General features: G+C 61.6%; 28 protein-coding genes. 5 read left to right on the top strand and 23 right to left on the bottom strand.

Going from position 1 to position 21,521, the window contains the following annotated elements; genetic code table 11:
• Positions 1 to 4: 4 nt before the first annotated feature.
• From AACQ43_RS13140 to AACQ43_RS13045, 20 genes are all read right to left on the bottom strand, one after another.
• Positions 5 to 2,095: a phage tail-collar fiber domain-containing protein gene (locus AACQ43_RS13140; protein WP_168967564.1), complete on the bottom strand. Its 2,091-nt coding sequence runs from the start codon at positions 2,093 to 2,095 to the stop codon at positions 5 to 7.
• Positions 2,092 to 2,694, bottom strand: a complete 603-nt coding sequence (locus AACQ43_RS13135) for a phage tail protein (protein WP_168967563.1) — start codon at positions 2,692 to 2,694, stop codon at positions 2,092 to 2,094. Before AACQ43_RS13135 ends, AACQ43_RS13140 begins: the two co-directional genes overlap by 4 nt.
• Positions 2,687 to 3,874: a baseplate J/gp47 family protein gene (locus AACQ43_RS13130; RefSeq protein WP_168967562.1), complete on the bottom strand. Its 1,188-nt coding sequence runs from the start codon at positions 3,872 to 3,874 to the stop codon at positions 2,687 to 2,689. Before AACQ43_RS13130 ends, AACQ43_RS13135 begins: the two co-directional genes overlap by 8 nt.
• On the bottom strand, positions 3,871 to 4,209 hold the full coding sequence (locus AACQ43_RS13125) for a DUF2590 family protein (RefSeq protein WP_168967561.1): 339 nt from the start codon (positions 4,207 to 4,209) through the stop codon (positions 3,871 to 3,873). Before AACQ43_RS13125 ends, AACQ43_RS13130 begins: the two co-directional genes overlap by 4 nt.
• Entirely contained in the window at positions 4,209 to 6,128 is a 1,920-nt protein-coding gene (locus AACQ43_RS13120; protein ID WP_168967560.1) for a phage tail tape measure protein, read from the bottom strand. The genes AACQ43_RS13125 and AACQ43_RS13120 overlap by 1 nt, the downstream gene beginning before the upstream one ends.
• A 9-nt stretch (positions 6,129 to 6,137) precedes the next feature.
• A complete protein-coding gene (locus AACQ43_RS13115; RefSeq protein ID WP_168967559.1) occupies positions 6,138 to 6,281 on the bottom strand; it encodes a DUF6890 family protein in 144 nt (47 codons plus the stop codon).
• Positions 6,282 to 6,322: 41 nt separating this feature from the next.
• Entirely contained in the window at positions 6,323 to 6,586 is a 264-nt protein-coding gene (locus tag AACQ43_RS13110; protein WP_168967558.1) for a putative phage tail assembly chaperone, read from the bottom strand.
• A complete protein-coding gene (gene lysC, locus AACQ43_RS13105; protein WP_339354061.1) occupies positions 6,583 to 6,774 on the bottom strand; it encodes an Rz1-like lysis system protein LysC in 192 nt (63 codons plus the stop codon). Before lysC ends, AACQ43_RS13110 begins: the two co-directional genes overlap by 4 nt.
• Positions 6,710 to 7,144 carry a hypothetical protein gene (locus tag AACQ43_RS13100; protein WP_168967557.1) on the bottom strand — a complete coding sequence of 145 codons (435 nt, stop codon included), beginning with the start codon at positions 7,142 to 7,144 and terminating at the stop codon, positions 6,710 to 6,712. Before AACQ43_RS13100 ends, lysC begins: the two co-directional genes overlap by 65 nt.
• Positions 7,141 to 7,602, bottom strand: coding sequence for a glycoside hydrolase family 24 protein (locus AACQ43_RS13095; RefSeq protein ID WP_168967556.1), 462 nt, complete (start codon positions 7,600 to 7,602; stop codon positions 7,141 to 7,143). Before AACQ43_RS13095 ends, AACQ43_RS13100 begins: the two co-directional genes overlap by 4 nt.
• On the bottom strand, positions 7,589 to 7,915 hold the full coding sequence (locus AACQ43_RS13090; RefSeq protein ID WP_168967555.1) for a phage holin, lambda family: 327 nt from the start codon (positions 7,913 to 7,915) through the stop codon (positions 7,589 to 7,591). Before AACQ43_RS13090 ends, AACQ43_RS13095 begins: the two co-directional genes overlap by 14 nt.
• A 23-nt stretch (positions 7,916 to 7,938) precedes the next feature.
• Positions 7,939 to 8,148: a TraR/DksA C4-type zinc finger protein gene (locus tag AACQ43_RS13085; protein WP_168967554.1), complete on the bottom strand. Its 210-nt coding sequence runs from the start codon at positions 8,146 to 8,148 to the stop codon at positions 7,939 to 7,941.
• 9 nt (positions 8,149 to 8,157) lie between these two features.
• On the bottom strand, positions 8,158 to 8,613 hold the full coding sequence (locus tag AACQ43_RS13080) for a phage protein (protein ID WP_168967553.1): 456 nt from the start codon (positions 8,611 to 8,613) through the stop codon (positions 8,158 to 8,160).
• 3 nt (positions 8,614 to 8,616) lie between these two features.
• Positions 8,617 to 9,729 (bottom strand): DUF2586 domain-containing protein, encoded by a 1,113-nt coding sequence (locus tag AACQ43_RS13075; protein WP_168967552.1) that lies wholly within the window; start codon positions 9,727 to 9,729, stop codon positions 8,617 to 8,619.
• Positions 9,730 to 9,732: 3 nt separating this feature from the next.
• Complete coding sequence (locus AACQ43_RS13070) at positions 9,733 to 10,419, bottom strand: phage virion morphogenesis protein (RefSeq protein WP_085736118.1); 687 nt, start codon at positions 10,417 to 10,419, stop codon at positions 9,733 to 9,735.
• Positions 10,416 to 10,940 (bottom strand): phage tail protein, encoded by a 525-nt coding sequence (locus AACQ43_RS13065; protein WP_211162543.1) that lies wholly within the window; start codon positions 10,938 to 10,940, stop codon positions 10,416 to 10,418. Before AACQ43_RS13065 ends, AACQ43_RS13070 begins: the two co-directional genes overlap by 4 nt.
• On the bottom strand, positions 10,937 to 11,398 hold the full coding sequence (locus AACQ43_RS13060) for a head completion/stabilization protein (RefSeq protein WP_168967551.1): 462 nt from the start codon (positions 11,396 to 11,398) through the stop codon (positions 10,937 to 10,939). Before AACQ43_RS13060 ends, AACQ43_RS13065 begins: the two co-directional genes overlap by 4 nt.
• Before the next feature lie 116 nt (positions 11,399 to 11,514).
• Positions 11,515 to 12,240 carry a phage terminase small subunit gene (locus AACQ43_RS13055; RefSeq protein WP_168967550.1) on the bottom strand — a complete coding sequence of 242 codons (726 nt, stop codon included), beginning with the start codon at positions 12,238 to 12,240 and terminating at the stop codon, positions 11,515 to 11,517.
• Positions 12,241 to 12,243: 3 nt separating this feature from the next.
• Positions 12,244 to 13,293 (bottom strand): phage major capsid protein, P2 family, encoded by a 1,050-nt coding sequence (locus tag AACQ43_RS13050; RefSeq protein WP_168967549.1) that lies wholly within the window; start codon positions 13,291 to 13,293, stop codon positions 12,244 to 12,246.
• Positions 13,294 to 13,302: 9 nt separating this feature from the next.
• Positions 13,303 to 14,175 (bottom strand): GPO family capsid scaffolding protein, encoded by an 873-nt coding sequence (locus AACQ43_RS13045; protein WP_168967548.1) that lies wholly within the window; start codon positions 14,173 to 14,175, stop codon positions 13,303 to 13,305.
• A 175-nt stretch (positions 14,176 to 14,350) separates the two neighbouring features.
• On the opposite strand from AACQ43_RS13045, the gene AACQ43_RS13040 reads away from it, so the two are divergent.
• From AACQ43_RS13040 to AACQ43_RS13030, 3 genes are read left to right on the top strand one after another with little or no spacing between them, the layout of a single operon-like run.
• Positions 14,351 to 16,165: a terminase large subunit domain-containing protein gene (locus AACQ43_RS13040; protein ID WP_168967547.1), complete on the top strand. Its 1,815-nt coding sequence runs from the start codon at positions 14,351 to 14,353 to the stop codon at positions 16,163 to 16,165.
• Positions 16,162 to 17,178 carry a phage portal protein gene (locus AACQ43_RS13035; protein WP_168967546.1) on the top strand — a complete coding sequence of 339 codons (1,017 nt, stop codon included), beginning with the start codon at positions 16,162 to 16,164 and terminating at the stop codon, positions 17,176 to 17,178. Before AACQ43_RS13040 ends, AACQ43_RS13035 begins: the two co-directional genes overlap by 4 nt.
• A gap of 58 nt (positions 17,179 to 17,236) precedes the next feature.
• Positions 17,237 to 17,488 carry an ogr/Delta-like zinc finger family protein gene (locus tag AACQ43_RS13030; protein WP_124240849.1) on the top strand — a complete coding sequence of 84 codons (252 nt, stop codon included), beginning with the start codon at positions 17,237 to 17,239 and terminating at the stop codon, positions 17,486 to 17,488.
• Positions 17,489 to 17,645: 157 nt separating this feature from the next.
• Here AACQ43_RS13030 and AACQ43_RS13025 read toward each other — a convergent pair whose 3' ends face one another.
• Complete coding sequence (locus tag AACQ43_RS13025) at positions 17,646 to 18,851, bottom strand: hypothetical protein (protein WP_168967545.1); 1,206 nt, start codon at positions 18,849 to 18,851, stop codon at positions 17,646 to 17,648.
• A gap of 290 nt (positions 18,852 to 19,141) precedes the next feature.
• Between AACQ43_RS13025 and umuD the strand changes: the two genes are divergently transcribed.
• Together umuD and umuC are read left to right on the top strand one after the other, a co-directional pair.
• The gene (gene umuD / locus AACQ43_RS13020; protein ID WP_168967544.1) at positions 19,142 to 19,564 is read left to right on the top strand and encodes a translesion error-prone DNA polymerase V autoproteolytic subunit; all 423 of its coding nucleotides are present in this window, start codon (positions 19,142 to 19,144) and stop codon (positions 19,562 to 19,564) included.
• Complete coding sequence (gene umuC, locus AACQ43_RS13015; protein ID WP_168967543.1) at positions 19,561 to 20,838, top strand: translesion error-prone DNA polymerase V subunit UmuC; 1,278 nt, start codon at positions 19,561 to 19,563, stop codon at positions 20,836 to 20,838. Before umuD ends, umuC begins: the two co-directional genes overlap by 4 nt.
• A 15-nt stretch (positions 20,839 to 20,853) precedes the next feature.
• On the opposite strand, the gene AACQ43_RS13010 is transcribed toward umuC, so the two are convergent.
• Together AACQ43_RS13010 and AACQ43_RS13005 are read right to left on the bottom strand one after the other, a co-directional pair.
• Complete coding sequence (locus tag AACQ43_RS13010) at positions 20,854 to 21,189, bottom strand: hypothetical protein (protein ID WP_168967542.1); 336 nt, start codon at positions 21,187 to 21,189, stop codon at positions 20,854 to 20,856.
• 62 nt (positions 21,190 to 21,251) lie between these two features.
• Entirely contained in the window at positions 21,252 to 21,452 is a 201-nt protein-coding gene (locus AACQ43_RS13005; RefSeq protein ID WP_339354060.1) for a hypothetical protein, read from the bottom strand.
• Between the last annotated feature and the right edge of the window lie 69 nt (positions 21,453 to 21,521).

The following is a 21,521-nucleotide window of genomic DNA, read 5'->3' as shown; positions in this document are numbered from 1 at the left end:
GTGCTTATGCGATGCGGATCCACAAGGTGGTGCGGTCGTCCCAACGGTCATCGCTGTTATCCGTGACGAATCCCAGGCATTTCCAAGTCCCCGGCAGTGCCCAGTCGCGGTTCTGGCCCCACTCCGAGCAGTTGGCGGGGCGCAGGGATGAACCGGCGATGGTGGCGGTGGGGTTCATGGCGCCAGAGTGGCCCGGGATCACGGCGGCCATCATGTAGGTGCCGACCTGTCCCCAGCCACTGGCGACGATGTCCTGGTTGCCTTGGGCAGCGGTGTGGTTATGGGTGTAGTGGGGTTGGTTGCCCGGGCTGTAGCAGCGGCCAGAACCATCGCTAACCGTGCCAGGAAATGAGACGTTGCCGTACGAATCAAGCGTCATTCGGGCAAACACGGCGCCGCCTGAGCCGTTGGAGCTTGCGATGCGGTAAACCGCGTCAGCGGCCAGGTAAGACATCACCGCCGTTTTTCCTGGAATGTGGTATTCCGTCATCGGGTTGTTGGGATCGGTGATGGCAAGGCGGTATCCCACTTCCCAGCCAGTGGCTGCCTGGTTGAGCCACTGACGAAACGCTGTTTGGCTGGCGCAGTAGCGCAGATAGCTGTCGTTGCCGTAATCGACCCGAAAGGCCACGGCGCCGACCATGCGCTGTTCATCGACCAGGTTGCTGCGCAGGGTGCGGACTAGCAGGTCGCCTGACCCGTCGCGCAAAGCGTAGGTGTTGGCCGAGGGGTCGTAACTGGGGGCTATGTTGGAGAGCTTGCCCAAGCCTACGTCATCGGCGGTCGGCTTGTTCTGGGTGTTGTAGTCCCGGGCCCAGGGAGTAAAGGCCCCGGTGTTGTACTGGGCGCGGGTGTAAATCCGGCTGGTGTTGTAGACGTGGTAACGCTGCTGCACCCCGGCGCCGGTGGTCACGGTCAGGGAGCCCGCTTTGGGCTCGGGGTAATTGAGCGAGGCCGCGGCATTGGCATCGGAGTCCTGGCGAAACACGCTGGGGGTGATCAGGGTGTTCAGGTCCTCTTTGGCCAGCGGGATCGGGTTGGTCAGCGTGCCCGGGTGAGTGTGGTTGGCGGCGGCCAGATCCGGTTTGTTGGTCACCTCGGCATAGCTGGGCCAGCGGCTGGCGGTAGCCGGTACCTGGTCTATCTCGTTCCATTGGTGGCGGTGGCTGCCGTCTTTGATCTCCACTGCGATGGTGACACCCTGGGCGTCTTCCAGAATGCCCTTGCCGGTGACATCGCCGGTCAGCTCGATGGTGCGCTTGCGGCGCACGTCGGTGACGCTACCGTCCGCATTGACGATGGCCACCTTGGCCACATGGTGCTGATGGCCGTTGCTGTCCAGGTAGTCGGTGAGCTCCGGCACGCTTAAGGTCAGGGTGAAGTGATTCACCCAGGCATCAAGCAGGGAGCCCGCCCGGTAGATGTCGAGCCAGAGCCCCACCGGCTTGGCGCCCGGGGTCACCTTCTTGACCCCGTTCAGTTCCGCCCGCAGGCCGCCCACGTAGGCCACCCCGGGCTGCACCTTGTAAACCCCGGACTCGTTGACCAGCTTGAAGCCGTCACCGTAGAAGGTGGCCGGCCCGAAGAACTGCAGCGCCTGCAGGCGCAGGTCGTCGTCCATCCCGCGCAGGCGGGCGGCATAGTCAATCTGCCAGGTGCTGGCGTCCACGTGGGTGGCAGTGGACTCTGCCGCCCGGTCGTACTCCATCAGCATGGATTTCACCAGGCTGTTACCGGTCTGGCCGGTGGCCTCATTGGTCTTGAGTTTGGTTTCCAGCCCCTTGTGCACAATCATCCCCACCACGCCGGTGGCCTTGTTGATGAGGTACATGGCGTTGAAGCTGAAATCGCCGACCGTGGTGTCCATCACAATGGTGTAAGCCACCGCATCGTTGTTGATGCGCCCGCGTTGGTCCACCGCGTGGCGGTGCACAATCTGGCCCACTGGCGGCAGGCCGCTGTCCGGGTTGATGGCCGCATCGGGATCGAGCCCCGGCACCTTGGCCAGCACGAACTCATCGAGCACCACCGGCGTCTGGTTGGTCAGGCACTCCTGCCAGTAGCGGGAGAAAGCGTTGGTAATGATCTGGCTCATGCGTTCCTCTTAAGTGATGCGCCAAACACCTGCTGGCTCATGTCGATGCGGCCGAACCGCAAGGTGCCGGTGACCGGGTAAACCACCTGAAAGCGATAGCGGCGGCAGGTGCGGCCATAGTGTTGAATCAAGGTTTCCATCAGTTTCTGGTTGGCCGCGATGGCGCCGTCGGTCACCTCGATGGTGATGACGTCCCAGGGGGCGCCGGCCTGGCGTTCATGGATGTCACACCAGCCGATGCCCAGGCGCTCGAAGATGCGCTTAAAGCCGGCCACCTCGCCGGCGTCCCGGGCGTTCACAAAGGCGAACTTGACCCGCTTGCGGAAAAGCTCGAGCGGCTCGCCGTTGAAACGGCTGATGTCCCGCTCCCAGGCGAGTAGCGCCAGCAAGGACTCCGAGCAGGTCAGCGGGTCTTGCTGGGCCAGCGGCAGCAACAGCCAGCCTTTGACCCGTTGCCAGAAGGCGTTGATCCCCTTGGCCAGAAACCCGGGCTCGGCGTGGGCCGGGCTGATGGTGTAGCCGTCCTCCCACCAGGGGGCGCTGGCATCGGGCAGCACCGGCGCCTGCAGGTCGTGTGCAAGCGGGGTCGAGTTACTCATGCAGGGTCACCTCCAGCGTGCTCAGGCGCGGGATGGCCAGCCCCGACACGATGTCATCTTGCGCAAACTTGAGGCTCTGCAGCTGCGGGAACTGACTGTGCAGCTCGCGGGCCAGCTGGGAGAGCGAGAAGCGCGAGCGCGGCCAGGTGCGGGTAACGCTCGGAAAGTCCGCCGACTGGCGAAACGCCGCCTTGACCAGGCTTTCGGCGCCCGTCTTGAGCGCAGCTTTCTGCTCGTCGGTGAGGTTGGCTTGTGGCCATAACTCAAGGGTGAGGCTGTGCTGGGTCTCGGGGATGCTCATCACGAACAGATCATCGCCGTGGCCATGGTTGCCCTGGCGGCCCACGCAGTCGTTGAGCTGGTTGATGAGGCTGGCCGGGGTAGCGCCCACTTCCAGCAGGATGTAAGCGTTGGCGGTCCCCGGGCCGCGTGGCCCCTCATGCTCAAAGAAGATGTGATCGGCCCGGATCCCCGCCACGCTCGCCAGCATGGAGCGGTAAATCGCGTCGATGTGGTAGCGCCCCACCGCCGAAAACTGGTTCTGGATGCGCAGGCCGAGCGCGTCGTTGCCCTCGGCATCGGCGCCCTGGGTGGTGATCCACTCCTTGTCATCGTTGCGGGCCGAGAGGATGCCGGTCACCGGTTCGCTCAGCAGGTTGTAATAACCCGGGGCCAGATTCCAGGCGCTGCCGGCAAACTCGGCCTCGCAGACCACCTTGGCCACCGCCTCGCCGGCGGGGCTGACCACCGCCTGCAAGGGCTTCACCCGGTAGATGGTGCCGTTGATGCGCTCGGTGGTGACCCAGATATCGGCCGGAATGGTGACCGCCTCGCCAGGGCTCACCTTGACGAAGTGGATCACTCCCCGGGTCTTCTGGGCGGCCTTGCGGGTCAGGTCTACATCCCAGGCTTTGAGATCGAGATAGGCGTCGGTGGCGGTGGCCGCAAAGGTGTTGGGCAGCACATGGCCCGCCAGCAGGGTGCGGATAAGCCAGAGCGCCGGGGTAATGACCACCCCGCGCACCAGCCGCCAGAAGGGGCTCACATCGCTGTCGTTGGTGATGAGGGAGCCGGCGGCGACCACCTCCTTTTTGAGCTCGGCCTCCATGGCCTGCTCGGTGGTCGGCACACCGGCCTCGGCCAGCAGGGCCATAAAGTCCACGTTCGGGCGCAGGTTCACAGGGTTACCTCCAAATCGCCGAATTCATAGGTGCGAGCGGTGACCAGCACCCGATCGGGGGCCTCTTCACGGATCACGATGGTGCCGGGCACCAGCCGCTCGTCGTCTTCTACCAGCAGTTCAATCTCGGTCATTACATCGGCGCGCAGGGTAGGGCTGCGCTCGCCGATGAGCTTGCGGGCCAGCCCCGACTCCATGATGCGGTGCTTGATGTCCTGACCGATGCTGTGGCGGTCCTGGGTGTAGCGCGGCTGGCCGCCGGCATCGAGTTGCCAGGCGCCGTTCACCACCAGGAGATCGATGTACTTGGGTTCATGGGTAATGGGTTCGCTCATTACGGGGTCTCCAGCCAGGCATTCTCGGCCAACTGCTCCGGGCTCATCGGGTTCTGGTTGGTGATATGTACCTCGCCGATGTGCAGGGACTTGGCGGGCTTCTGGTTGGCCGTGGTCGCCGCCGCGTTGGCCTGGATCAGCTGCTGGCCAAGGCCACCGGATGGCACCTTGCTCTGGTCCTGCTGGCGATAGCGGGCGAGGGGGGCGTTGACCGTTTCCCGCTGCTGTTCCTGGGTAGGTATGTTCATCACACCGGGCATGACCGGCATGGTCAGCGGCGCCAGGGTCGGCATGGTGAGATCTGGCATGCTGCCGAACTCGATGTTGACGCCCGGGATCATGTTGAGCTTGTCGATCAACCAGTCCACGGCTTTGCCAAGCAACTGGAACGGGCTGAGATCGGCGAGCAGTTGCATGAAGCTGGCCCAGCCGGCGGCGGCCCCGTCGATCATCGCCTGGATTTTGTCGAACACACCCCAATCCGCCAGGGTCTTTTTGAGGTCATCCCAGTAGTAGATCGCCAGCCCAATAGCACCGACGAGCAAGCCGCCGACCACATAGGCCAGCAGCACGGCCGGGTTCGCGGCCATCATGATGTTGACGGCCAGCATGATGGCGCGAAAGGCAACCAGCCCCGCCTTGAGCAGGTTGAGCGGCGCCATGATGACGCTCCAGGCGATGCCGAGCCCCAGGGTGGCCAGCTTGGCCACGCCGGCAACCAGCATCCAGGTACCGGTCACCATGCTGAGGCCAACGATGGCGAGCAGGGCATAGCTCACCACCTTGGTGAGGTTCGGAAACAGGTGCGTCCAGCGCAGCACGGTGGTGGCGCCATCGGCAAAGACGCCCACCACGGCGTTGATGGCCGGCAGCACTACCCCGAAGGCGGCGGCCCGGATGGCAAACCAGGCTTGCGTCACCCGTTCCCACTGGTCTGTCATGGCGGCGGCCATCTGCTCGGCCTTGCCCATGCCGTGGGTGTTGGCCAAGGCGTTGATATTGGTGGCCAGCCCCTTGGTGTTGGTCATCAGCAGTTTGATCATGGCCACTGCCTCGTCCGAGCCGAAAGCCTTCTTGAGCTCGTCCCCCTCGGCCACGCTCATGGTCTCGCCATACTTGGCCTTGAGCTTGTCCATGATGGTGAGCACCGGCAGCATGTTGCCCGCGGCGTCGGTGAACTTGAGGCCGAGCGCCTTCTGGGCACCCCCGACCCCGGCCAGGAAGGCCTTGAACTTGGTCCCCGCCTCGCCGCCGCTCATGGTGGCCTGCAGCTGGCCGAGCACAGCGAACTGCTCATCCATCGAGATCCCGGCGGCGGTGGCGTTGGCGCCGATCGCCCCAAAGGCATCAGCCATGCCCTGACCGGTAGTCTTGAACAGCTGTACCGCCAGCGCCGTCTTGCCGGCCACATCCTCGACCCAGTTGGCCTTGCCCATCTGCTTGGCCTGCTGCTCGAAAATGCCGTACATGGTGCCCATGTAGTTGGTGATGGTGGCGGTGTCGGCCTTGGTGGCTTTTGCCAGGGTGGTGGATGCGCGGGTGAAGGCGGGCAGTTCGTTGCCTTCCAGCCCTGCGATCGCGGATTGGATATCGTAGGAGGAGCGCACGATCTCGGTGGCTGACTCACCATACTGGATGGAGAGTTTCAGGGCCTCACGACCGAGCGCGCCGAGCACCTCCTTTTGCACATCCAGCGATGCCACCTCGGCCAAGGCCCGGTCCATTTCGATGGCCGGCCCCAGGGCACCCTGGATCGCCATGACGCCGCCGGCCACGGTGGTGGCCCCCATGGCCATGTTGCTCCAGCCCTGGCGGCCTGACTTGGTGACCTTGTCCATCTGGGCATTGATGCCGGCAAGGGGCTTGGTGACCTGATCAACCAATGCCACCTGCATCATCAATTTTTCCATCCAAGCCATAGGGGTCTCTTATCCGTTCAGTGCTTTGGCAATGCCCTCTGCCACGGCGGTGGCGTTGGACTCTCTTGCGTTTCTGTCTAGCCAGATGGCGCGAGCCAGGTTGTCGAGGTCGTCATCCTCATGGGGCAGGTAGTAGCGCCGCAGCGCCAGCACCTGCTCCAGTTGGTTGCGCTCGATGGCCTCGGCGCGCGCCGTCAGTTTTTTACGGTGATCTCCAGCTCGGGCGCGAACTCCTTGTTGATGGCCCCCGCCAGCTGCAGGGCGGCGCTGGGGCGTTTGAGCAGGTCATCGAGCGCCTCTTTGCTCTCGGCGCAGACGATCTTTTTCAGGTAGTTGTGAGCCGGTGCCACCTTGTCGTTGGGCATCATGTCGTTGATGAAACTGTTGTAGGCCACCATGGTGGGGGCGAATTTCAGCTCTTTGCCGGCGACGTCCAGGGTGATGATGGGTGTGCTCATGGGGTGGTTTCCTCTTGTTCAATCCAATGGTTCAGGGTGTTGATCTGGGTTTGGCAGCGGCGCAGCGCCGTCTGCATGGTGGGGATAAACCGCACGGCCTCGCCGTAGGTGTTCCCCGTAAAGTCAGGCTCCGGGCAGTGGGGCACCAGCCCCGGCGGCGGCAGCCGCTTGACTACCTTGGTTTGCACCACTGTGGTGGGCTGGCTGGAGCAGGCGCAAAGCACCGCTAGGCAGAGGCTCGCGAGCACAGTCCGGGCGGCCCGCCGGCGGCGTGGCCAACGCTTGTTGCAGTTCATCGGCGGTTTTCCTGTTCTGGTTGTCGAGCTCGGCCAAGGCCGCGTTCTGGTCGCTCAGCAGCAGTCGCAAGCCCTTTGCCTGCATCAGCAGTTCCTGGAAGGCGACCGCTTGCTGGTTGTTGGCAGCCTGCAGGATGTTGACGGTGTCGTTGGCGCGGGCCAGCTCCTTAGTGCGCTGCGTGAGCCGTTCGCCTTGGGTAAACAACAGGGTGCCAAGCACAAAGCCGATGATGGTCGGCAGGAACCGGATGAGCATGTTCATGCCAGCACCCCGCCGAGCTCGGAGAACTTGGCCAGCAGGTCAGCCAGCTTGTGCTCGCGCTGGCCGTAACCGGCGCCCGGCAGGCTGGCCCAGATGTTGGCGCACTTGCCGATCGCCTGGCTGATGCGCCCCTTGAGTACATCGTCCAGCGCCTTGCGCTCGCGAATAAGCTGGATAGCCCAGGTGTCTTGCGATGCGGGGCCAAAGTCCGGCAGGCCGAGTTGGTCACGGTAGTGGGCCCAGTGCTTTGACAGGAACTGATAGCGGCCGGCTGCGGTGCTTTTCAGGGTTGGATTGACCTGCACCAGCACGTTCGGGTGGGTGGCGTAGCTTTCAAAGAACCCCGCCGGATTGACCAGCTTGTTGTAACCGTCATCGCCCCGGCCCTTGGTGCCTTCGGCATAGGCGAGCAGGTCGAGAAAGGCGGCCACCTGTGGGTGGCAGTTACTGCGCGGCATTGTTGTCCTCCTTCTTGCGAAACATCAGTGCGGCCCGGTCGCGGATGATGTCGATCCCAAGCAGTCCCACCATGCCACCCAACAACGGGGTGGCCTCCTGGGGGATCCCGAGCAACTGGGTGCCAGTGGCGGCCGCTAAGGTGATGAGGCCGCATAGCAGGGATTCGATCAGGCGGCGGCGACCCCGCCCACCGGCATAGGTGATGCGCAGGAAGGCGATGGCCAGCGCCAGCAGTGCCCCATAGACGGCGGGCCAGTTGTCCATCAACCAGGCCAGCAGGGCGGCCCAGAGGGTGGGGTCTTTGTTTGGCATAGGGTTCATGTCCGTTGCTCTGGTTAGCGACCCAGCCGCTCAAGGCGGGTCTTGCAGGGGACGCACAGGCGCACCCCGGGTATGTGGCGGCGGCGTCCCTCTGGGATGGGGTCGTCGCACTCTTCGCACTGGTGCAGGCTCTCTCCCTGGTAGTGGCCTTTGCCCACCTGGTTGGCCAACTGGACCGCCAGCATGCGGGCGGCGTGGTGGTTGGCGCGGTCGATGTCGTCCACTGGTCCCCCTTACCCTTTCAGGTGGCGGGTGTCGTCTTCCGAGAGGTACGGCACGCCATCAATGCGAATGAAGTCGGGGGAGGTGACGGCGCCCTTGATCTTGTGCGACGTCTTGCTGCCGCCCTTGGGGTCGAGATCCAGCAGGTCGGAGATCTGCAGCTTCACGCCGAAGGCCTCCACCTTCATGGTCTCGTCGCCATTGTCGGCATAGAACAGCACATCCTCCGGCTTCATCCCGCGCCAGCTTCCGGCCCGCTTGGCCGCGTTGCTGAGCAGCTTGAAGTTCTTGGCATCTAGCTCGAACTCGCACTCGGCCGAGACGTCCCCATCCACATAGCCGTCAGGGATACCCCGGGTTTGCGCCACCGCGCTGTTGTCGGTGATGGTCAGGCTGGCCTTCTCGACATGCACCATGGTGTTCATCAGTTCGATGTCAAAGTTCTGGCCGGAAATACGGCGGGTCATGGATTAGCCCTCCCCGTTGTTGAGGCTCAAGTCGAGCATGATGTTGACGGTAATCCCCTTGGGGCAGTCCACGGTGCGGATCACCACGTAGATGGAGACGTGGTTCTTGTCGGTCCACTGGATGCCGATGTCGCCATCCTTGGGGGAGGTGATGTCGCCCGGGAACGGCTGGCCGTTGATGGTGGTGGTCTTGGCCATCTCGCGCAGGTCTTTGCCAAAGTAGAGAATGGCGGCGGCCGTGCTGCCCGGGGTGGAGTTGAACGAGCGATCGCCGATACGGGCGATGGCACGTACCCGCATCCGGCGCGCTACCTTGTAGGCGACCCGCAGGTTTTCGATCACCTGGTAGTCGCCGCCCTCGGCGTCCAGGGTGCGGCCGTCGGCCCAGTAGGTACCGTCATAGTCCGGGTACCACATCGGCACCGAGTAACGGTTCTGCTCCAGGGTCTGCAGGGTGGCCAGCGGCAGCTCGACCCCGTCCTTGTCCTTCGGCTTGTTGCCAAGACCCACCACGGCGCCGGTTTTCACCCGGCAGGGGCTGTCGGCCACACTGACCGAGCGGTTGCACAGGCGGCCGGCGTAGGCGCCGACGAGGTTTGTAAACAGCTGCGGGATCAGCGAGACGGATTCCGCCTTGATGCCCTCCTGCAGGGTGGCCAGCTCGGTCTCATAGGTGGACCAGTCTTGTTCCTTCGCAATGCCCGGTACCGCCAGCAGCATGAACTGCCAGCGCCCCCACTTGGCGATCAGTTCCTGGTTGAGGGCGTGGGCGGCATTGATGCTGGCCTGGTCCCACTCCTGCCCCAGCACCACGACCCCCTCGAATGACTGGGTTTTCTGGGCATCGCGCACTGCCTCTTTCCAGTCCATGTCGGTGGGCAGCACGAAGGCGGCCGCCGTCCAGTTCTGGCCGGCGTTGGCCATGGCGGCCTGCAGGTTGGCTTTCAGCTCGCTGTCAGCGGCGCCTAGCAGCTGGTCAAAGTCGGATTGGGTATTGAGTGAGAGCAGCTTGCCGGTGTTGCTGGCGGCGCTGCCGACGAACAGCAGGTGGCGTTCGACCTCGGTCACCGGCCCCTGCATCTGGTTCAAGTTGTTGATCTGTACATAAGGCCACATGGCTTATTTCCTCTTGAGGTCTTGCTTGTTGACGTCCCAGCCGTAGTCGATGCTCTGCAGGGCGCGGGCAAAGGCCTGCTCCCGTTGCTTGGCATTGGCCCCCAGAAAGGGGCGAGCAGGCAGCTCTATTTCCCAGCTCTCTTTCACCGGCTCATCCTTGAGCTTCTTGATGAGCAGGCCCGCCTGGGCGTAGTTGAGGTTGCTGGTGATCCAGCCGAGCGAGGCCGACCGGTATGAACGCTTGCGCTGGCCCGGGCGCTTGAACCCGAGTTCGCGCAGCTTGCGCGCCTGGGCCTTAGAGGCTTGTTTCTGCTTGCCGCCTTCACTGGGGGCGATGCGGCGCCGGCTGGCGGCCGTCATCTTGTAGGTGTGCCCCTTTTGGTGGGTGTTGGCGATCACCCCTGCGTGGGCACTCATTGTGCCCTTGGTGAACCCGAGCTCGGCCACGTCCTGGCGGGGCTCGCGGATCTGCAGCAACTTGGGCAGGCCGCGCAGCATCTTGCGTTTGCCACGCTTGCGCGGGGCCCAGGGCTGGCCGTTCGGGTCTTGCTGCTGGCGCACATTGCGGGCCGCCAGCTTTTTCATCTCGTTGGCTGCCCGCCACACTAGGCGCTTGCGCTTCTTGGCTGGCAGGGCCAGCAGGTTGAGCTGGTCCTTGCTGCGACGGGTGTCCAGGGTGATGGTGATCATGACTGTCCACCTACCTGGTGATGGCCGGTGTCACCGACGTTCATCTCGATGTGCTCTGCCACCCAGATGTCATAGGGGGCCACGTTCCAGCGTTTGCCGCTCCAGTGGATGGGGCCGCTCGGGTGCTCGATGAGGCGCAGCGGCTCGGCGAAGGTGAGCTGGATCTCGAGATCGGCGGTCCGCTCATCGTTCGGGGTGACGGCGTATTCTGGGTCGTCCAGACCGAACTGCCCGCGAAACGGATCATTTTCCTGCACCCAGGCGGCGACCGTGGCCAGCACGATGGCCGGATCCCGTTCGCGAAAGGGCAGTTGCTCGATGGTGAACACCGCCTGATAGGTGAGCCAGGCCACATCCACCCCGGTGGGTCCCATGTTCTTGGATTCCAGCCGGATGGCGCCGTTTTCCATCCAACTATCGAGCGACTTGTGGCACTTGGCCGGCAGTACCCGCTGGATCTCGGCGTGGAGCGCGTGCAGGAAATAGCCCTGGGCTTGCTGCTCGTTCATGGCTTCGCTCATATCAGTGACACTCCCGCCCGATGTTTGCCCTTGATGCTGCGCACCAGCTGCTGACTTTCGGCCAGCAGTTGGGCGCGCTGCTCTGGCGCCCGTTCCACCTGGTTGTTGGCTGCTGGCCGCTCCGTGACGCTGGCGAACTCCGGCAAGATGGCCGCCTTGGCACGGGCAAACACGGCGGCCAGGTACTGCTCGGTCAGCGCATTGGTGCCGCCTTCCAGGCTCGGACCCGGTACGGCAGCGGCACTGGCGTAGCCCTTGGCCAGCAGCGCGACCTGGTGGCTGGCGAGCTGCAGGTTGATTTCAGAGACGGCGGCCAACAAGGCGGCGCCTGTGGTCTGCTGGTCCAGATCGGCAGGCAGGGCACGGCGGCGCTCGAAGTCGGCGACGGCCACATCCGGCCAGAACCCGTCATTGCGGATAGTGGTGGTGCTGTAGTCGATGTCCTTGCCTGCAAACATGGCTTGCCTCGCTGGTTGAATGGGTGCACCCCTGAAGCCACGCAATTGCCGCTGAGTTAGCCAGAGGCTGCTCATGGCATTCGCGCCGGGGTGCGACGGCGCGGAGAGTCGGTTCGTTATTCGGGATTGAGCGCCCGCAGGCGCATGGCAATCTTCTGGCGCAAGGTGCCGACGCCCACCTTGCCGTGTAGTTGGTCGGCCAGGGCCAGCCAGTGGTCGGCCTGCTCCAGGGTGGCGCTGTCCCCCACGGCGCTCGGGCGGGGCTGGCCATCGTGGCCGCGTAGCAGCAGGCAACCCGCGGCCTTGAACCACTTGGCCGTCAGCCGCTCGTTGAGGCGCCAGTCATTGCGCACCTTGTCGAACACCCGGGAGAACCAGGGCTCGACGGCATGCCCCTCGGCCGCCTGTTTCTCGGCCCACTCCAGCACGGTGTCGGCCACGAAGTGGGCCCAGTCGCGCTTGATGTTGGTCGGGGTGCGTTGGCCCTGGGCGATGGCGAGATCCGCCCAGGCGATGCCGGCGTCGAAATCCCCGACATCGAAAGCCCAGATGATGAGGCGCTGGAACAGCTCGTTCTGATAGGGCTGGCCGGACTCAGCGACGGCAGCCAGATAGCGTTCCACATAGGGGCGGTACTTGGGCATCAGCTCATCGCGTTTCATGTTCACCCGATCCCCGATGCGGGCCAGCTTGCGCAGCCGGACCATGTCCTGCTCCAGGGCAATCAGCTGCAGGTGCAGGCTGTCGGCCACTGCGCCGGTGGCCACGCCGGAGCTGGCGGCCTGCTGGGCCCCCTGCACGGCGTGCACGCGCTGCTTGTGACGTTGACCGGGTGAGCTCATGGCTTAGGCCTCGGGAGCCGCCGGTGCGGCGCCGATCTCGATGTCGGCCTCTTCAAAGCCGCCATAGGCCAGGTGCTCGCCGAGGGCATAGCCTTCCATGCGCCAGTACTGGTTATCGAAGCACTTCTTGTCCTGGTTATCGTCCGCCTTGCGCTTGCGGGTGCCGCGCTGGGTGTAGATGTGCAGGTTGTCCAGGGTGGTGACCACCATCCGCTTGCCCGGGAAGAAGGGCGGGATGTAGGCGCGGCGCCCGGCGATGGACTCGGCCAGCTTCTGGGCAGCGATCTGCTCGCTCGGCTTGGTGGCCTCGCTGTAGAGCTTGGCCTGGGCGGCGGCGATGAGGTCGGTACCGACCAGCACCACCAGACGCGGGTCCTGGCGGAACAGCGGATCGATGGTGGTGTTGATGAGGTCCGAGGCCATTTCGTCCAGGGTCTTGTAATCCCCCTTGCCGTCCGGGTCGAAGTAGATCTTCTTGCCAGCCTCGGCCTTGATGATCTGGCTGCCGTCGTTCCACTCGCGGGCGATCTGGTGCCAGCCCTTGTTGACGTCTTCACCCAGCGGGTGTTCGGCGGGATCGGTATCGGCGGCCGCTTCCACGCCGTTCCAGCCGACCCGCAGCATGTCCAGGGCAAACGCCTTGTTGATGAAATCGCCCACCAGGCGCAGGAACTCGCCATCGCTGCCGGCGTTGGCCCAGACGCACAGGGTCGCCCAGTCCAGCGATGCGCAGGAATCGGTCTCGGTCAGCTCGTAGGTGTTGCCATCGACGCCGATCTTGCCGTTGAAGCGGCCGTTCTTCTTGCGGCCGGTGAACAGCTTGCCGATGCCAACCTGCACCACCTGACCTTTGATCTGGTCCACATCCAGACAGGTGATCAGGCCGAGGAACTCGACGGAGGCGAGTAGGGCGGCGCGCAGGCCTGTTTCCACCGGGCCGGTGACGCTGAACTGCTTGGCCAGGGCGTTGACGGGGATGCCGTAGGCCTTGGCCAGGGCATTGCTGTATTGCTCCAGGCGCTGCATGGCCTGAACGGTAAGAGTCTGGCTCACGGTCGCTCCTTAATAGACTGCAGGGGTATCGTCACCGCCGAGGGCGCTCGGGCGCTGGCCCGGCTTCTCGACAGAGAACTGGTCGATCTGGCCTTTCAGCTCGCCGACGGTGCTGGCCAGACCGTTCAGGGTCTCTTCCAGCTTGCTGAACTGCTCGGCGCTGATGCCGGGCTGCGCGTCCACCTTGGCGGGCTCAGCAGCCGGTGCAGTAGGCTGTTCGGTAGTGGGTTTGGTCTCCAGCTTGGTGCTGAAGCCTTCGATCTTGGTGCCAAGGCCATTGACGGCCCCCAGCAGCAGGTCGAACTGTTCTTTGGTCATTTCCTCATCCTCGGGTTGGCTGGGGGGAGTCGTGGGCGCTTGCTCGCCATGACTGGCCAGGAAGCTGAAAAACTTGGCGATCAGGCCATCGGCCTTTTCGTGCTTGGGCAGCTTGAACGTGGAGAGGTCCAGCGGCTCGCTGGTACCAACGGCCTGCCCCTTGTTGCTGTTGCTGAATTTGAGATGGGTGGTCCCGATGCTGGCCGGTTCGTCGGTGACGCCGAGGCCCAGCAGGTAGGTGCGGCCCAGATCGGCGAAGTTCTCGAAGGGCTCGATGGAGCAGAACTGATACTGGCCGCTCTGGTTGTAGTAGATGAGATCCCGATTAGGGCAGAGGATGGCGAACAGCTTGAGCTTACCATCCACCTCTTCGGTCTTGAGCGCCTGCACGGTGCCGTAGCTGGACCAGCGATCGTGATCGGGCCAGATGACGGCGGTGTAATAAGTCGGGTCGTAGGTCTCGGCCATGTCGGTGAGCCAGTCGCGGGTAATGTCCCGCCCGTCCACCGCTTTGCCTTCGGTGGCGATACAGACCCAGCCAGTTCTCAAGGTTGATTCGTTCATGCCTGCTCCCAAGTGATGCGGGCTCAGGCTATCGGGTCGGCAAGGGGGTTTCACGCTATGGCGTTCTGCTGGATTCGGATCCAGCAGGAAATCCGAATTGCTCAGAACATCAGTGGGATAAGTGGGGGGAGGGGGCTGGCTATGATGGCGCCATCATTCACCGGATGGAGGCGCCGTGGCGTACCCCGAAGAGATCCGCAATGCGGCGAAGGGACTCTACCTTAAACGATGGACACCCCAGGAGATCAAGGTCGAACTGGGGCTCAACTCCTGTCGCATCATCTACTACTGGGCCGAAAAGCTCGGCTGGCGCGACCTGCTGACCGAGGAAGCGGTCGAGGATGCCATCAATCGCCGGGTGCAGGTGTTGCTGCATCGTGAGAAGAAAACCCCGGGCGAGCAGGAGGAGCTGGACCGGCTCATCGGCCACCATGTCAGCCTCAAAGAGAAGGCGCTCAAGTGGGCAGAGCGCGAGCAGGCCCTCAAGGCCCAGCGGGCGGAGGGGAGTGAACCCGGGCCCAGCCGTGGCAAGCGTGAGCAAAGCCGTCAGGCGGGCGGCAGTCGCAAGGGCGGCAAGAAGGCCAAGAACGAGATCGGCCACTTGACGGCCGATGACTTTGCCGAGTGGCTGGGCACCCTGTTCGGCTATCAGTTGCGGGTGCGGGAGGCCAAGAACGACCCGGCGCTGCCGCGTACCCGCAACATCTTGAAGTCCCGCCAGATCGGCATGACCTACTACTTCGCCGGTGAGGCGCTGGAAGATGCGGTATTGACCGGCGGCAACCAGATCTTCCTGTCCGCCACCCGGGCCCAGGCGGAGGTGTTCCGTTCCTACATCTGCAAGATTGCCCAGACCTTCCTGGGCGTCACCTTGACCGGCAACCCCATCGTGCTGTCGAACGGGGCCGAGCTCCATTTTTGCTCCACCAACTCCAACAGCGCCCAATCCCGCTCCGGTAACGTCTACATCGACGAATACTTCTGGATCCCCAACTTCGAGAAGCTCTCGGACGTGGCCAGTGCCATGGCGACCCAGAGCCACTGGCGCAAGACCTACTTCTCCACACCGTCGAGCAAGGTACACGAGGCGTATCGCTTCTGGACCGGGGATCGCTGGAAGGGGCAGCGCCCGAGCCGGGTGGCCATCGACTTCCCGGGCGAAGATGACCTACGCGACGGCGGCCGCGTCTGTCCTGACAGGCAGTGGCGCTATGTCATCACTATCGAAGATGCCATTCGCCTCGGTTGCCACCTCATCGACATCGAGGAGCTCAAAGACGAGTACCCGGAGGAGGTGTTCGACAGGCTCTACATGTGCCGCTTTATCGACGATGCCCTGTCGGTGTTCAAGTTCCAGGACATGGAGCGGGCCGGGGTGGATCCGACCCGGTGGGAGGACTACAAGCCCGGGCGCCCCGACCCGTTTGGCCGGCGCGAGGTGTGGTTGGGTTATGACCCGAGCCGCACCCGCGACAATGCCACCCTGGTGGTGGTCGCCCCGCCCACCGTCGCCGGCGAGCGTTTCCGGGTGCTGGAAAAGCACTACTGGCGCGGGCTCAACTTCCAGTTCCAGGCGCAGGAGATCACCCGTATCGCCAAGAAGTTCCGTGTCACCTACCTCGGTGTTGACGTCTCCGGCATCGGCGCCGGGGTGTTTGACCTCTTGAAGCCGGTCTTCAAAGGGGTGTGCCACCCCATCAACTACAGCATCGAGAGCAAATCGCGGCTGGTGCTCAAGATGATCGACGTGGTGGAGGCGAACCGCATCGAGTGGGACAGCTCGGACAGGGACATCCCGCTCGCCTTCCTCGCCATCAAGCGCAGCACCACCGGCGGCGGTCAGATGACGTTCCGCGCCGCCCGGGACAATGTGACCGGACACGCCGACGTGTTCTTTGCCATCGCCCACGCCGTGGCCAACGAGCCCCTTGATACCCACCGCAAACGCAAATCCACCTGGGCAACCAGCCAGGAGAGACAGGCAGCATGACCAAGCGACACAAATCCCAACCGGCCCAGGCGGTCGCCTCACCCAACCGCGGCACTGTGGCTTTCAGCATGCCAGAGGCCATCGACCCCACGGCCTGGATGACTGATTACACAGGGGTGTTCTACAACCCCTACGGCGAGTATTACCAGCCCCCCATCGAGCGCAAGGGGCTGGCCAAGGTGGCCAGGGCCAACGCTCACCACGGGGCCATTCTGATGGCGAGGCGGAATATGGTGGCGGGGCGCTTCACCAACCAGCGCGCCACCATCACAGCGTTCGTGCACAACTACCTGCAGTTCGGGGATGCGGGACTGCTTAAAATTCACAACGGCTTTGGCCAGGTGGTGGGGCTGCACCCTCTCTCCAGCGTCTACTTGCGCCGGCGCGAGGATGGCTGTTTTGTCTATCTGCAGCAGGGCAAGCCGAACCTGATTTACCGGCCGGAGGAGGTGATCTGGCTGGCCCAGTACGATCCCGAGCAGCAGGTCTATGGCATGCCCGATTACCTGGGCGGCCTGCAGTCGGCCCTGCTCAACCAGGACGCCACCCTGTTTCGGCGTAAATACTTCCTCAACGGTGCCCACATGGGATTCATCTTCTACGCCACCGATCCGAACATGGACGACGACACCGAGGAAGAGATGAAGGAGATGATCGCGAGCAGCAAGGGGGTGGGGAATTTCCGCTCGATGTTCGTGAACATACCTGACGGCAAGCCCGATGGCATCAAGCTGATCCCGGTGGGGGACATCGCCACCAAGGACGAGTTCGCAGCCATCAAGGGGATCACCGCCCAGGATGTGCTGACATCCCATCGCTTTCCGGCGGCGCTGGCCGGAATTATCCCGACCAATGGCGGGGGAGGGCTCGGGGATCCCGAGAAGTACGATGCCACCTATGCCAGGAACGAAGTGCTGCCACTCTGCGAGCTTATCCAGGATGCCATCAACAGCGCGGGACTCCCTCGCTCCCTATGGGTCGATTTTCGGGAGAATGTAGGCTCCACTGTATAAACAAACAGCATTCGCTATGGCAAGATAGGCTGTTGATTTGGATAGAAAAGGGGGCGTAATGCGGGTTTATTGCAAAGTGTGTGGCCAGCGGGGCCGCATTACCAAGACCAACCGACTGAGCGATGATGTCTCGGATCTCTACTGCCAGTGTACCGATGCAGAGTGTGGCCACAGCTGGGTAGCCACCTTGTCGTTCGCCCATACCCTAAGCCCCTCGGCCAAGACCACCAACCAGCTGGTGCTGAGCTTAATGGGGTCACTAACGCCAGAGGGGCGGCAGCTGGTACTGAAAGAACTGGGGGCGCAATAGCCCCCCCACCTCGCCTGCCCGCTTTATATGTTGACAACCATGCAGGTGAACGGCTCCCGCATCAGCGCTAGCTCCTTTTGCGATCCTTCACTTTCTGGTAGATCCATTCACCAGAGCTATCACAGTCTCCTACTCATAGTTTGATCACATGACCTGCTTAACTTTTGCCCATCTTTGTGATCTCCACGAGCATGTCTTTGAGCGCTCCTATATCAAGTGGGTTATTTATAGTATGACCCTCTACGGACTTACCGAAATAGAGCGGGGTTAACTGTTCCCTGATCTTGATTTTTATCTCTGGTGGCATTAATTCAATAAATGGACCAAGAGATGCCAATTCTAACTCTGTCTGACGTGCTTTGTCTGAGTTAGTCCTGTGGCGAGCTGATTCTCTAGCTGTATACCAAGCTGGTGTTGTAATCGCGATTGCATACAGAAGACGAACTACAATCGACAACGTTGTATTTGCATTGATTGGTTGCCCCCAATACTCTATGAATGTTGCAATTGCTATTGAAATCCCCAATAAAAATATAGCAAGAGTAGCCCAGCGCCAAAAATCAGCAGCTTTTGATTCCGTATTAGCTATTTGTTTGTAATTGCCTGTGACACCAATGTTACCCACTACTTGTACAATTTTTCTTGCATTGCTTTCATGGGTATTCAACTCCGTAATTATTTCATTAGCTCTATTTTTCATCACCCCCTCAAATTTCTCGAATTCTGCATGCCACTCTCGGATTGACTCAGTGAATATATTTGAACGTTCATTCTCCTTGATGGTAAATTGTTGCTCTAGTCTAGAGAGTGCTGATAGTGACTCACTGCGCTCTCGAACAGAGCCTTCAACAATTGTTTCTAACCGCGCATCTTGCTCTGCAATTTTATCTGTAAGTGATTCAATTGTTACGGCGAGGTCGTCACGTTGCTTTTGTAATTGCTTAATTGATTCTTTCGCTGATACAGATTGTGCAGAAAGTATCTCTGACAAATACTCATGGGGTGCTTGTTGAAATTGCGGTATGAAACCACTTAAATATGGGATTACACTTTGCTCAATGGTTGTAATTACGTTTCCTAAATGTGCAGCATTTTTATTTGAAACGAATGCTGTTAATTCGTTAATCACTGAGTTCAAATTAGCACTAATCTGATTTAAGGCAAAAGTGCTAGTCAGTTCATCTGGAGTGTTTCTAAGTAATATGTGAATTGTGTGGATAACCGCAAATAATTTGTTTTTTGATGTTTCAAAAAGTTCAGAGCTAACAAGGTCAGGATCAGAAAAAGCAGGTTCTTTTTGTAGTTCAATTATTCTTGAAATTTGGTGTACGATGGGATGCGTACTATTCAGCGATACAGTCAATTATTGCTCCTAATTCCTAGTTATCATTAAAACCAACATTACCTTCATTTTAATTATCTCGTCTGAAGGAAGTGCTGGTTGAATTTATCAGACGGTTAGCTAAGTCGTGTGAACATAGTACTCGTTCGAGTGTTTCCGGTCATCATCAGCAATGCGTGACCAGTCACATTACCAACTTTATGCCGATGCGCTATTGCCTTGTTGGAAGTGTGGAGCCAAACGCCGAACAGTGATCCTCTCAGGGTTGGTTGCTATACTGTGTATTTATACAGTAATTCGAGATGGCCCACATGTTTGCTCAACCCGCCCCTGATGCTCCTTTGTTGGAGCTGCCTCTGTTCCTCTCCCCGGTGGCCTGCGGCTTTCCGTCGCCGGCGCAGGACTACACCGAGCAGACCATCGACCTCAATCAGTTGTGCGTTGCCCACCCGGCGGCCACCTACTTTGTGCGGGCGGCCGGTGACAGCATGGTCGACCACGGGATACGCGATGGCGACCTGCTGGTCGTCGACCGTAGTCGCAAGGCGCGTCACGGTAGCGTGGTGGTCGCCGCGGTGGATGGCGAGTTCACGGTGAAGAAACTGCAGCTTGAGCCCACCGTCGCCTTGCTCCCTGGCAACCGGGCCTATCGCCCCATCCATTTCAACGATGGGCAGGAGCTGGAAATCTTCGGGGTAGTGGCCTTTGTCGTGCACCAGGTGGACAACCCATGAGCAAGCGTTGCGCTGTCGCCCTGGTCGACGTGAACAACTTCTACGCCAGTTGCGAGCGGCTGTTTCGCCCCGACTTGAAGGGACGGCCTATCGTGGTGCTCTCCAACAACGATGGCTGTGTGGTGGCCCGCTCGGCAGAGGCCAAGGCGCTCGGCATCAAGATGGGGATTCCCTATTTCCAGATCCGTCAATTCTTCGAGGCCATGGGCGGGGTATGGTTTTCCAGCAACTACGCCCTCTATGGCGATATGTCGAACCGGGTGATGACCATTCTGGAGGGGTTGGCCCCGGCGGTGGAGGTCTACAGCATCGACGAGGCTTTTATTGAGCTGAGCGAGTCATGGGCGGGCGACTTGGTGGCCTATGGCCGCCAGATTCGCGAGCGGGTGCAGCAGTGGACGGGGCTGACCGTGGGGGTCGGCATCGGCCCCACTAAGACCCTCGCCAAGCTCGCCAACTACGCCGCCAAGAAATGGCCGGCCACCGGCGGTGTGGTCGATCTTCGGGATGAAGTGCGGCGCGCCCGGCTCATGGCGATCACCCCGGTGGACGAGATATGGGGCATTGGCCGACGGCTGTCGGCTAAGCTGGAAGCCCAGGGCATCAAGACCGTAGCCGACCTAGTCACAGTTGATCCCAAGGCGCTGCGGCGCCGCTATGGCGTGGTGGTCGAGCGCACGGTGCAGGAGCTGCGGGGGATCCCCTGTGCCGATCTGGAACAAGAGGTCCAGGCCAAGCAGCAGATCATCTGCTCGCGCTCTTTCGGCGAGCGCATCACCCAGATCGGCCACATGCACCAGGCGCTGGCCGGCTACATGGAGCGGGCTGCCGAGAAGCTGCGGGGGGAGGGGATGTGCTGCCGGCATGTGACCCTGTTTATTCGCACCAGCCCATTCAGCGACCGGGAGCCCTATTACGGCAACCAAGTGAGCACCAAGCTGGCCATGCCCACCCATGACACCCGGGCGCTGCTGGCTCTGATCCCGGAACTGCTCCCCCGCATCTGGCGCGACGAGCAGCGATACCAGAAAGGGGGCGTCATGCTGGCCGACTTCACCCCCGCCAACATGCAGCAGGGCGACCTGTTCGCCGCACAGCAGCAATCCCCGCGCAGCGAGGCGCTGATGCAGGTCATCGACAAGATCAACCAGGGGCGGCTGGGGAAGGTCTACTTTGCGGCCCGCGGCCGCGACACCCGGGAGTGGATGATGAAGCGTGAGCAGTTAAGCCCCCGCTATACCACCGCACTCGGCGAGCTGCCGGTGGTGAAGTGATGACGGCGACGGCAGTCAGTACATCCGTTCGATCTGCTTGCCAAAGCTCACCATCATCCATCCGGCGGCAAAAATGCTGGCCCAAGTGAGAAACCCGATGAAGGTCTCCGGGATCATGGCCTGGATGATGGGCCACTGGTCAAAAAGCCCTGGCGGAGTGGGGAGTGTCGCTTTGCCATCCGTGATGGTCAGGAGTCTGGAAAAAGCCCGCTCGAGTCGGCGTTCAAACATGAGAGTTCTGACACCCAGCATCAGTGCCCCCAAAGAGGACAGTATCAGCAGGCCCCCCAAGCACTTCAACACCCCAGGCTCCATGATGAGTGAAGCCAGAATATCTTTCAGACGCTCCATGTAGACTGTCTAACAATGGGATTTATTCGGAGCACTATATCTGTTTTACCCGCCATTGGCATTTAGCTGCGATGATCCACCACCACCTGGTGCAGTGCCGGCCGATATGTTGGGTTGAGCTGTTCGGCGGCGCCAGGGTTGGCGCGATCGGTCGGGCTACCCGGTGCTATCCAGAGGGTGCGGCCAGTGTTGGCGCAGCGGATGGTGCCGCTCTGGTCGATGGCCACGGGGGTCAGGTTGTCCACAAGGTTGCGCTTACCCACCGTGCGTCCATCTTCAGAGAGCAGCGGTGTCATTGGCGGGGAGGTAGTGGGTTTTGCTTTCTGCTTGAT

The sequence above is a fragment of the Aeromonas sp. DNRA1 genome (assembly GCF_963888745.1).
GTDB classification, from domain to species: Bacteria; Pseudomonadota; Gammaproteobacteria; order Enterobacterales; family Aeromonadaceae; genus Aeromonas; species Aeromonas hydrophila.
This window is presented reverse-complemented; position numbering and strand designations above follow the sequence as displayed.

Coding starts and splice junctions, on each gene's coding strand:
- AACQ43_RS13140 (WP_168967564.1), bottom strand. CDS start 2,095: ATGAGCCAGATCATTACCAACGCTTTCTCCCGCTACTGGCAGGAGTGC.
- AACQ43_RS13135 (WP_168967563.1), bottom strand. CDS start 2,694: ATGAGTAACTCGACCCCGCTTGCACACGACCTGCAGGCGCCGGTGCTG.
- AACQ43_RS13125 (WP_168967561.1), bottom strand. CDS start 4,209: ATGAGCGAACCCATTACCCATGAACCCAAGTACATCGATCTCCTGGTG.
- AACQ43_RS13120 (WP_168967560.1), bottom strand. CDS start 6,128: ATGGCTTGGATGGAAAAATTGATGATGCAGGTGGCATTGGTTGATCAG.
- AACQ43_RS13110 (WP_168967558.1), bottom strand. CDS start 6,586: ATGAGCACACCCATCATCACCCTGGACGTCGCCGGCAAAGAGCTGAAA.
- AACQ43_RS13100 (WP_168967557.1), bottom strand. CDS start 7,144: ATGAACATGCTCATCCGGTTCCTGCCGACCATCATCGGCTTTGTGCTT.
- AACQ43_RS13095 (WP_168967556.1), bottom strand. CDS start 7,602: ATGCCGCGCAGTAACTGCCACCCACAGGTGGCCGCCTTTCTCGACCTG.
- AACQ43_RS13090 (WP_168967555.1), bottom strand. CDS start 7,915: ATGCCAAACAAAGACCCCACCCTCTGGGCCGCCCTGCTGGCCTGGTTG.
- AACQ43_RS13080 (WP_168967553.1), bottom strand. CDS start 8,613: ATGACCCGCCGTATTTCCGGCCAGAACTTTGACATCGAACTGATGAAC.
- AACQ43_RS13075 (WP_168967552.1), bottom strand. CDS start 9,729: ATGTGGCCTTATGTACAGATCAACAACTTGAACCAGATGCAGGGGCCG.
- AACQ43_RS13070 (WP_085736118.1), bottom strand. CDS start 10,419: ATGATCACCATCACCCTGGACACCCGTCGCAGCAAGGACCAGCTCAAC.
- AACQ43_RS13065 (WP_211162543.1), bottom strand. CDS start 10,940: ATGAGCGAAGCCATGAACGAGCAGCAAGCCCAGGGCTATTTCCTGCAC.
- AACQ43_RS13060 (WP_168967551.1), bottom strand. CDS start 11,398: ATGTTTGCAGGCAAGGACATCGACTACAGCACCACCACTATCCGCAAT.
- AACQ43_RS13055 (WP_168967550.1), bottom strand. CDS start 12,240: ATGAGCTCACCCGGTCAACGTCACAAGCAGCGCGTGCACGCCGTGCAG.
- AACQ43_RS13045 (WP_168967548.1), bottom strand. CDS start 14,175: ATGAACGAATCAACCTTGAGAACTGGCTGGGTCTGTATCGCCACCGAA.
- AACQ43_RS13035 (WP_168967546.1), top strand. CDS start 16,162: ATGACCAAGCGACACAAATCCCAACCGGCCCAGGCGGTCGCCTCACCC.
- AACQ43_RS13030 (WP_124240849.1), top strand. CDS start 17,237: ATGCGGGTTTATTGCAAAGTGTGTGGCCAGCGGGGCCGCATTACCAAG.
- umuD (WP_168967544.1), top strand. CDS start 19,142: ATGTTTGCTCAACCCGCCCCTGATGCTCCTTTGTTGGAGCTGCCTCTG.
- umuC (WP_168967543.1), top strand. CDS start 19,561: ATGAGCAAGCGTTGCGCTGTCGCCCTGGTCGACGTGAACAACTTCTAC.
- AACQ43_RS13010 (WP_168967542.1), bottom strand. CDS start 21,189: ATGGAGCGTCTGAAAGATATTCTGGCTTCACTCATCATGGAGCCTGGG.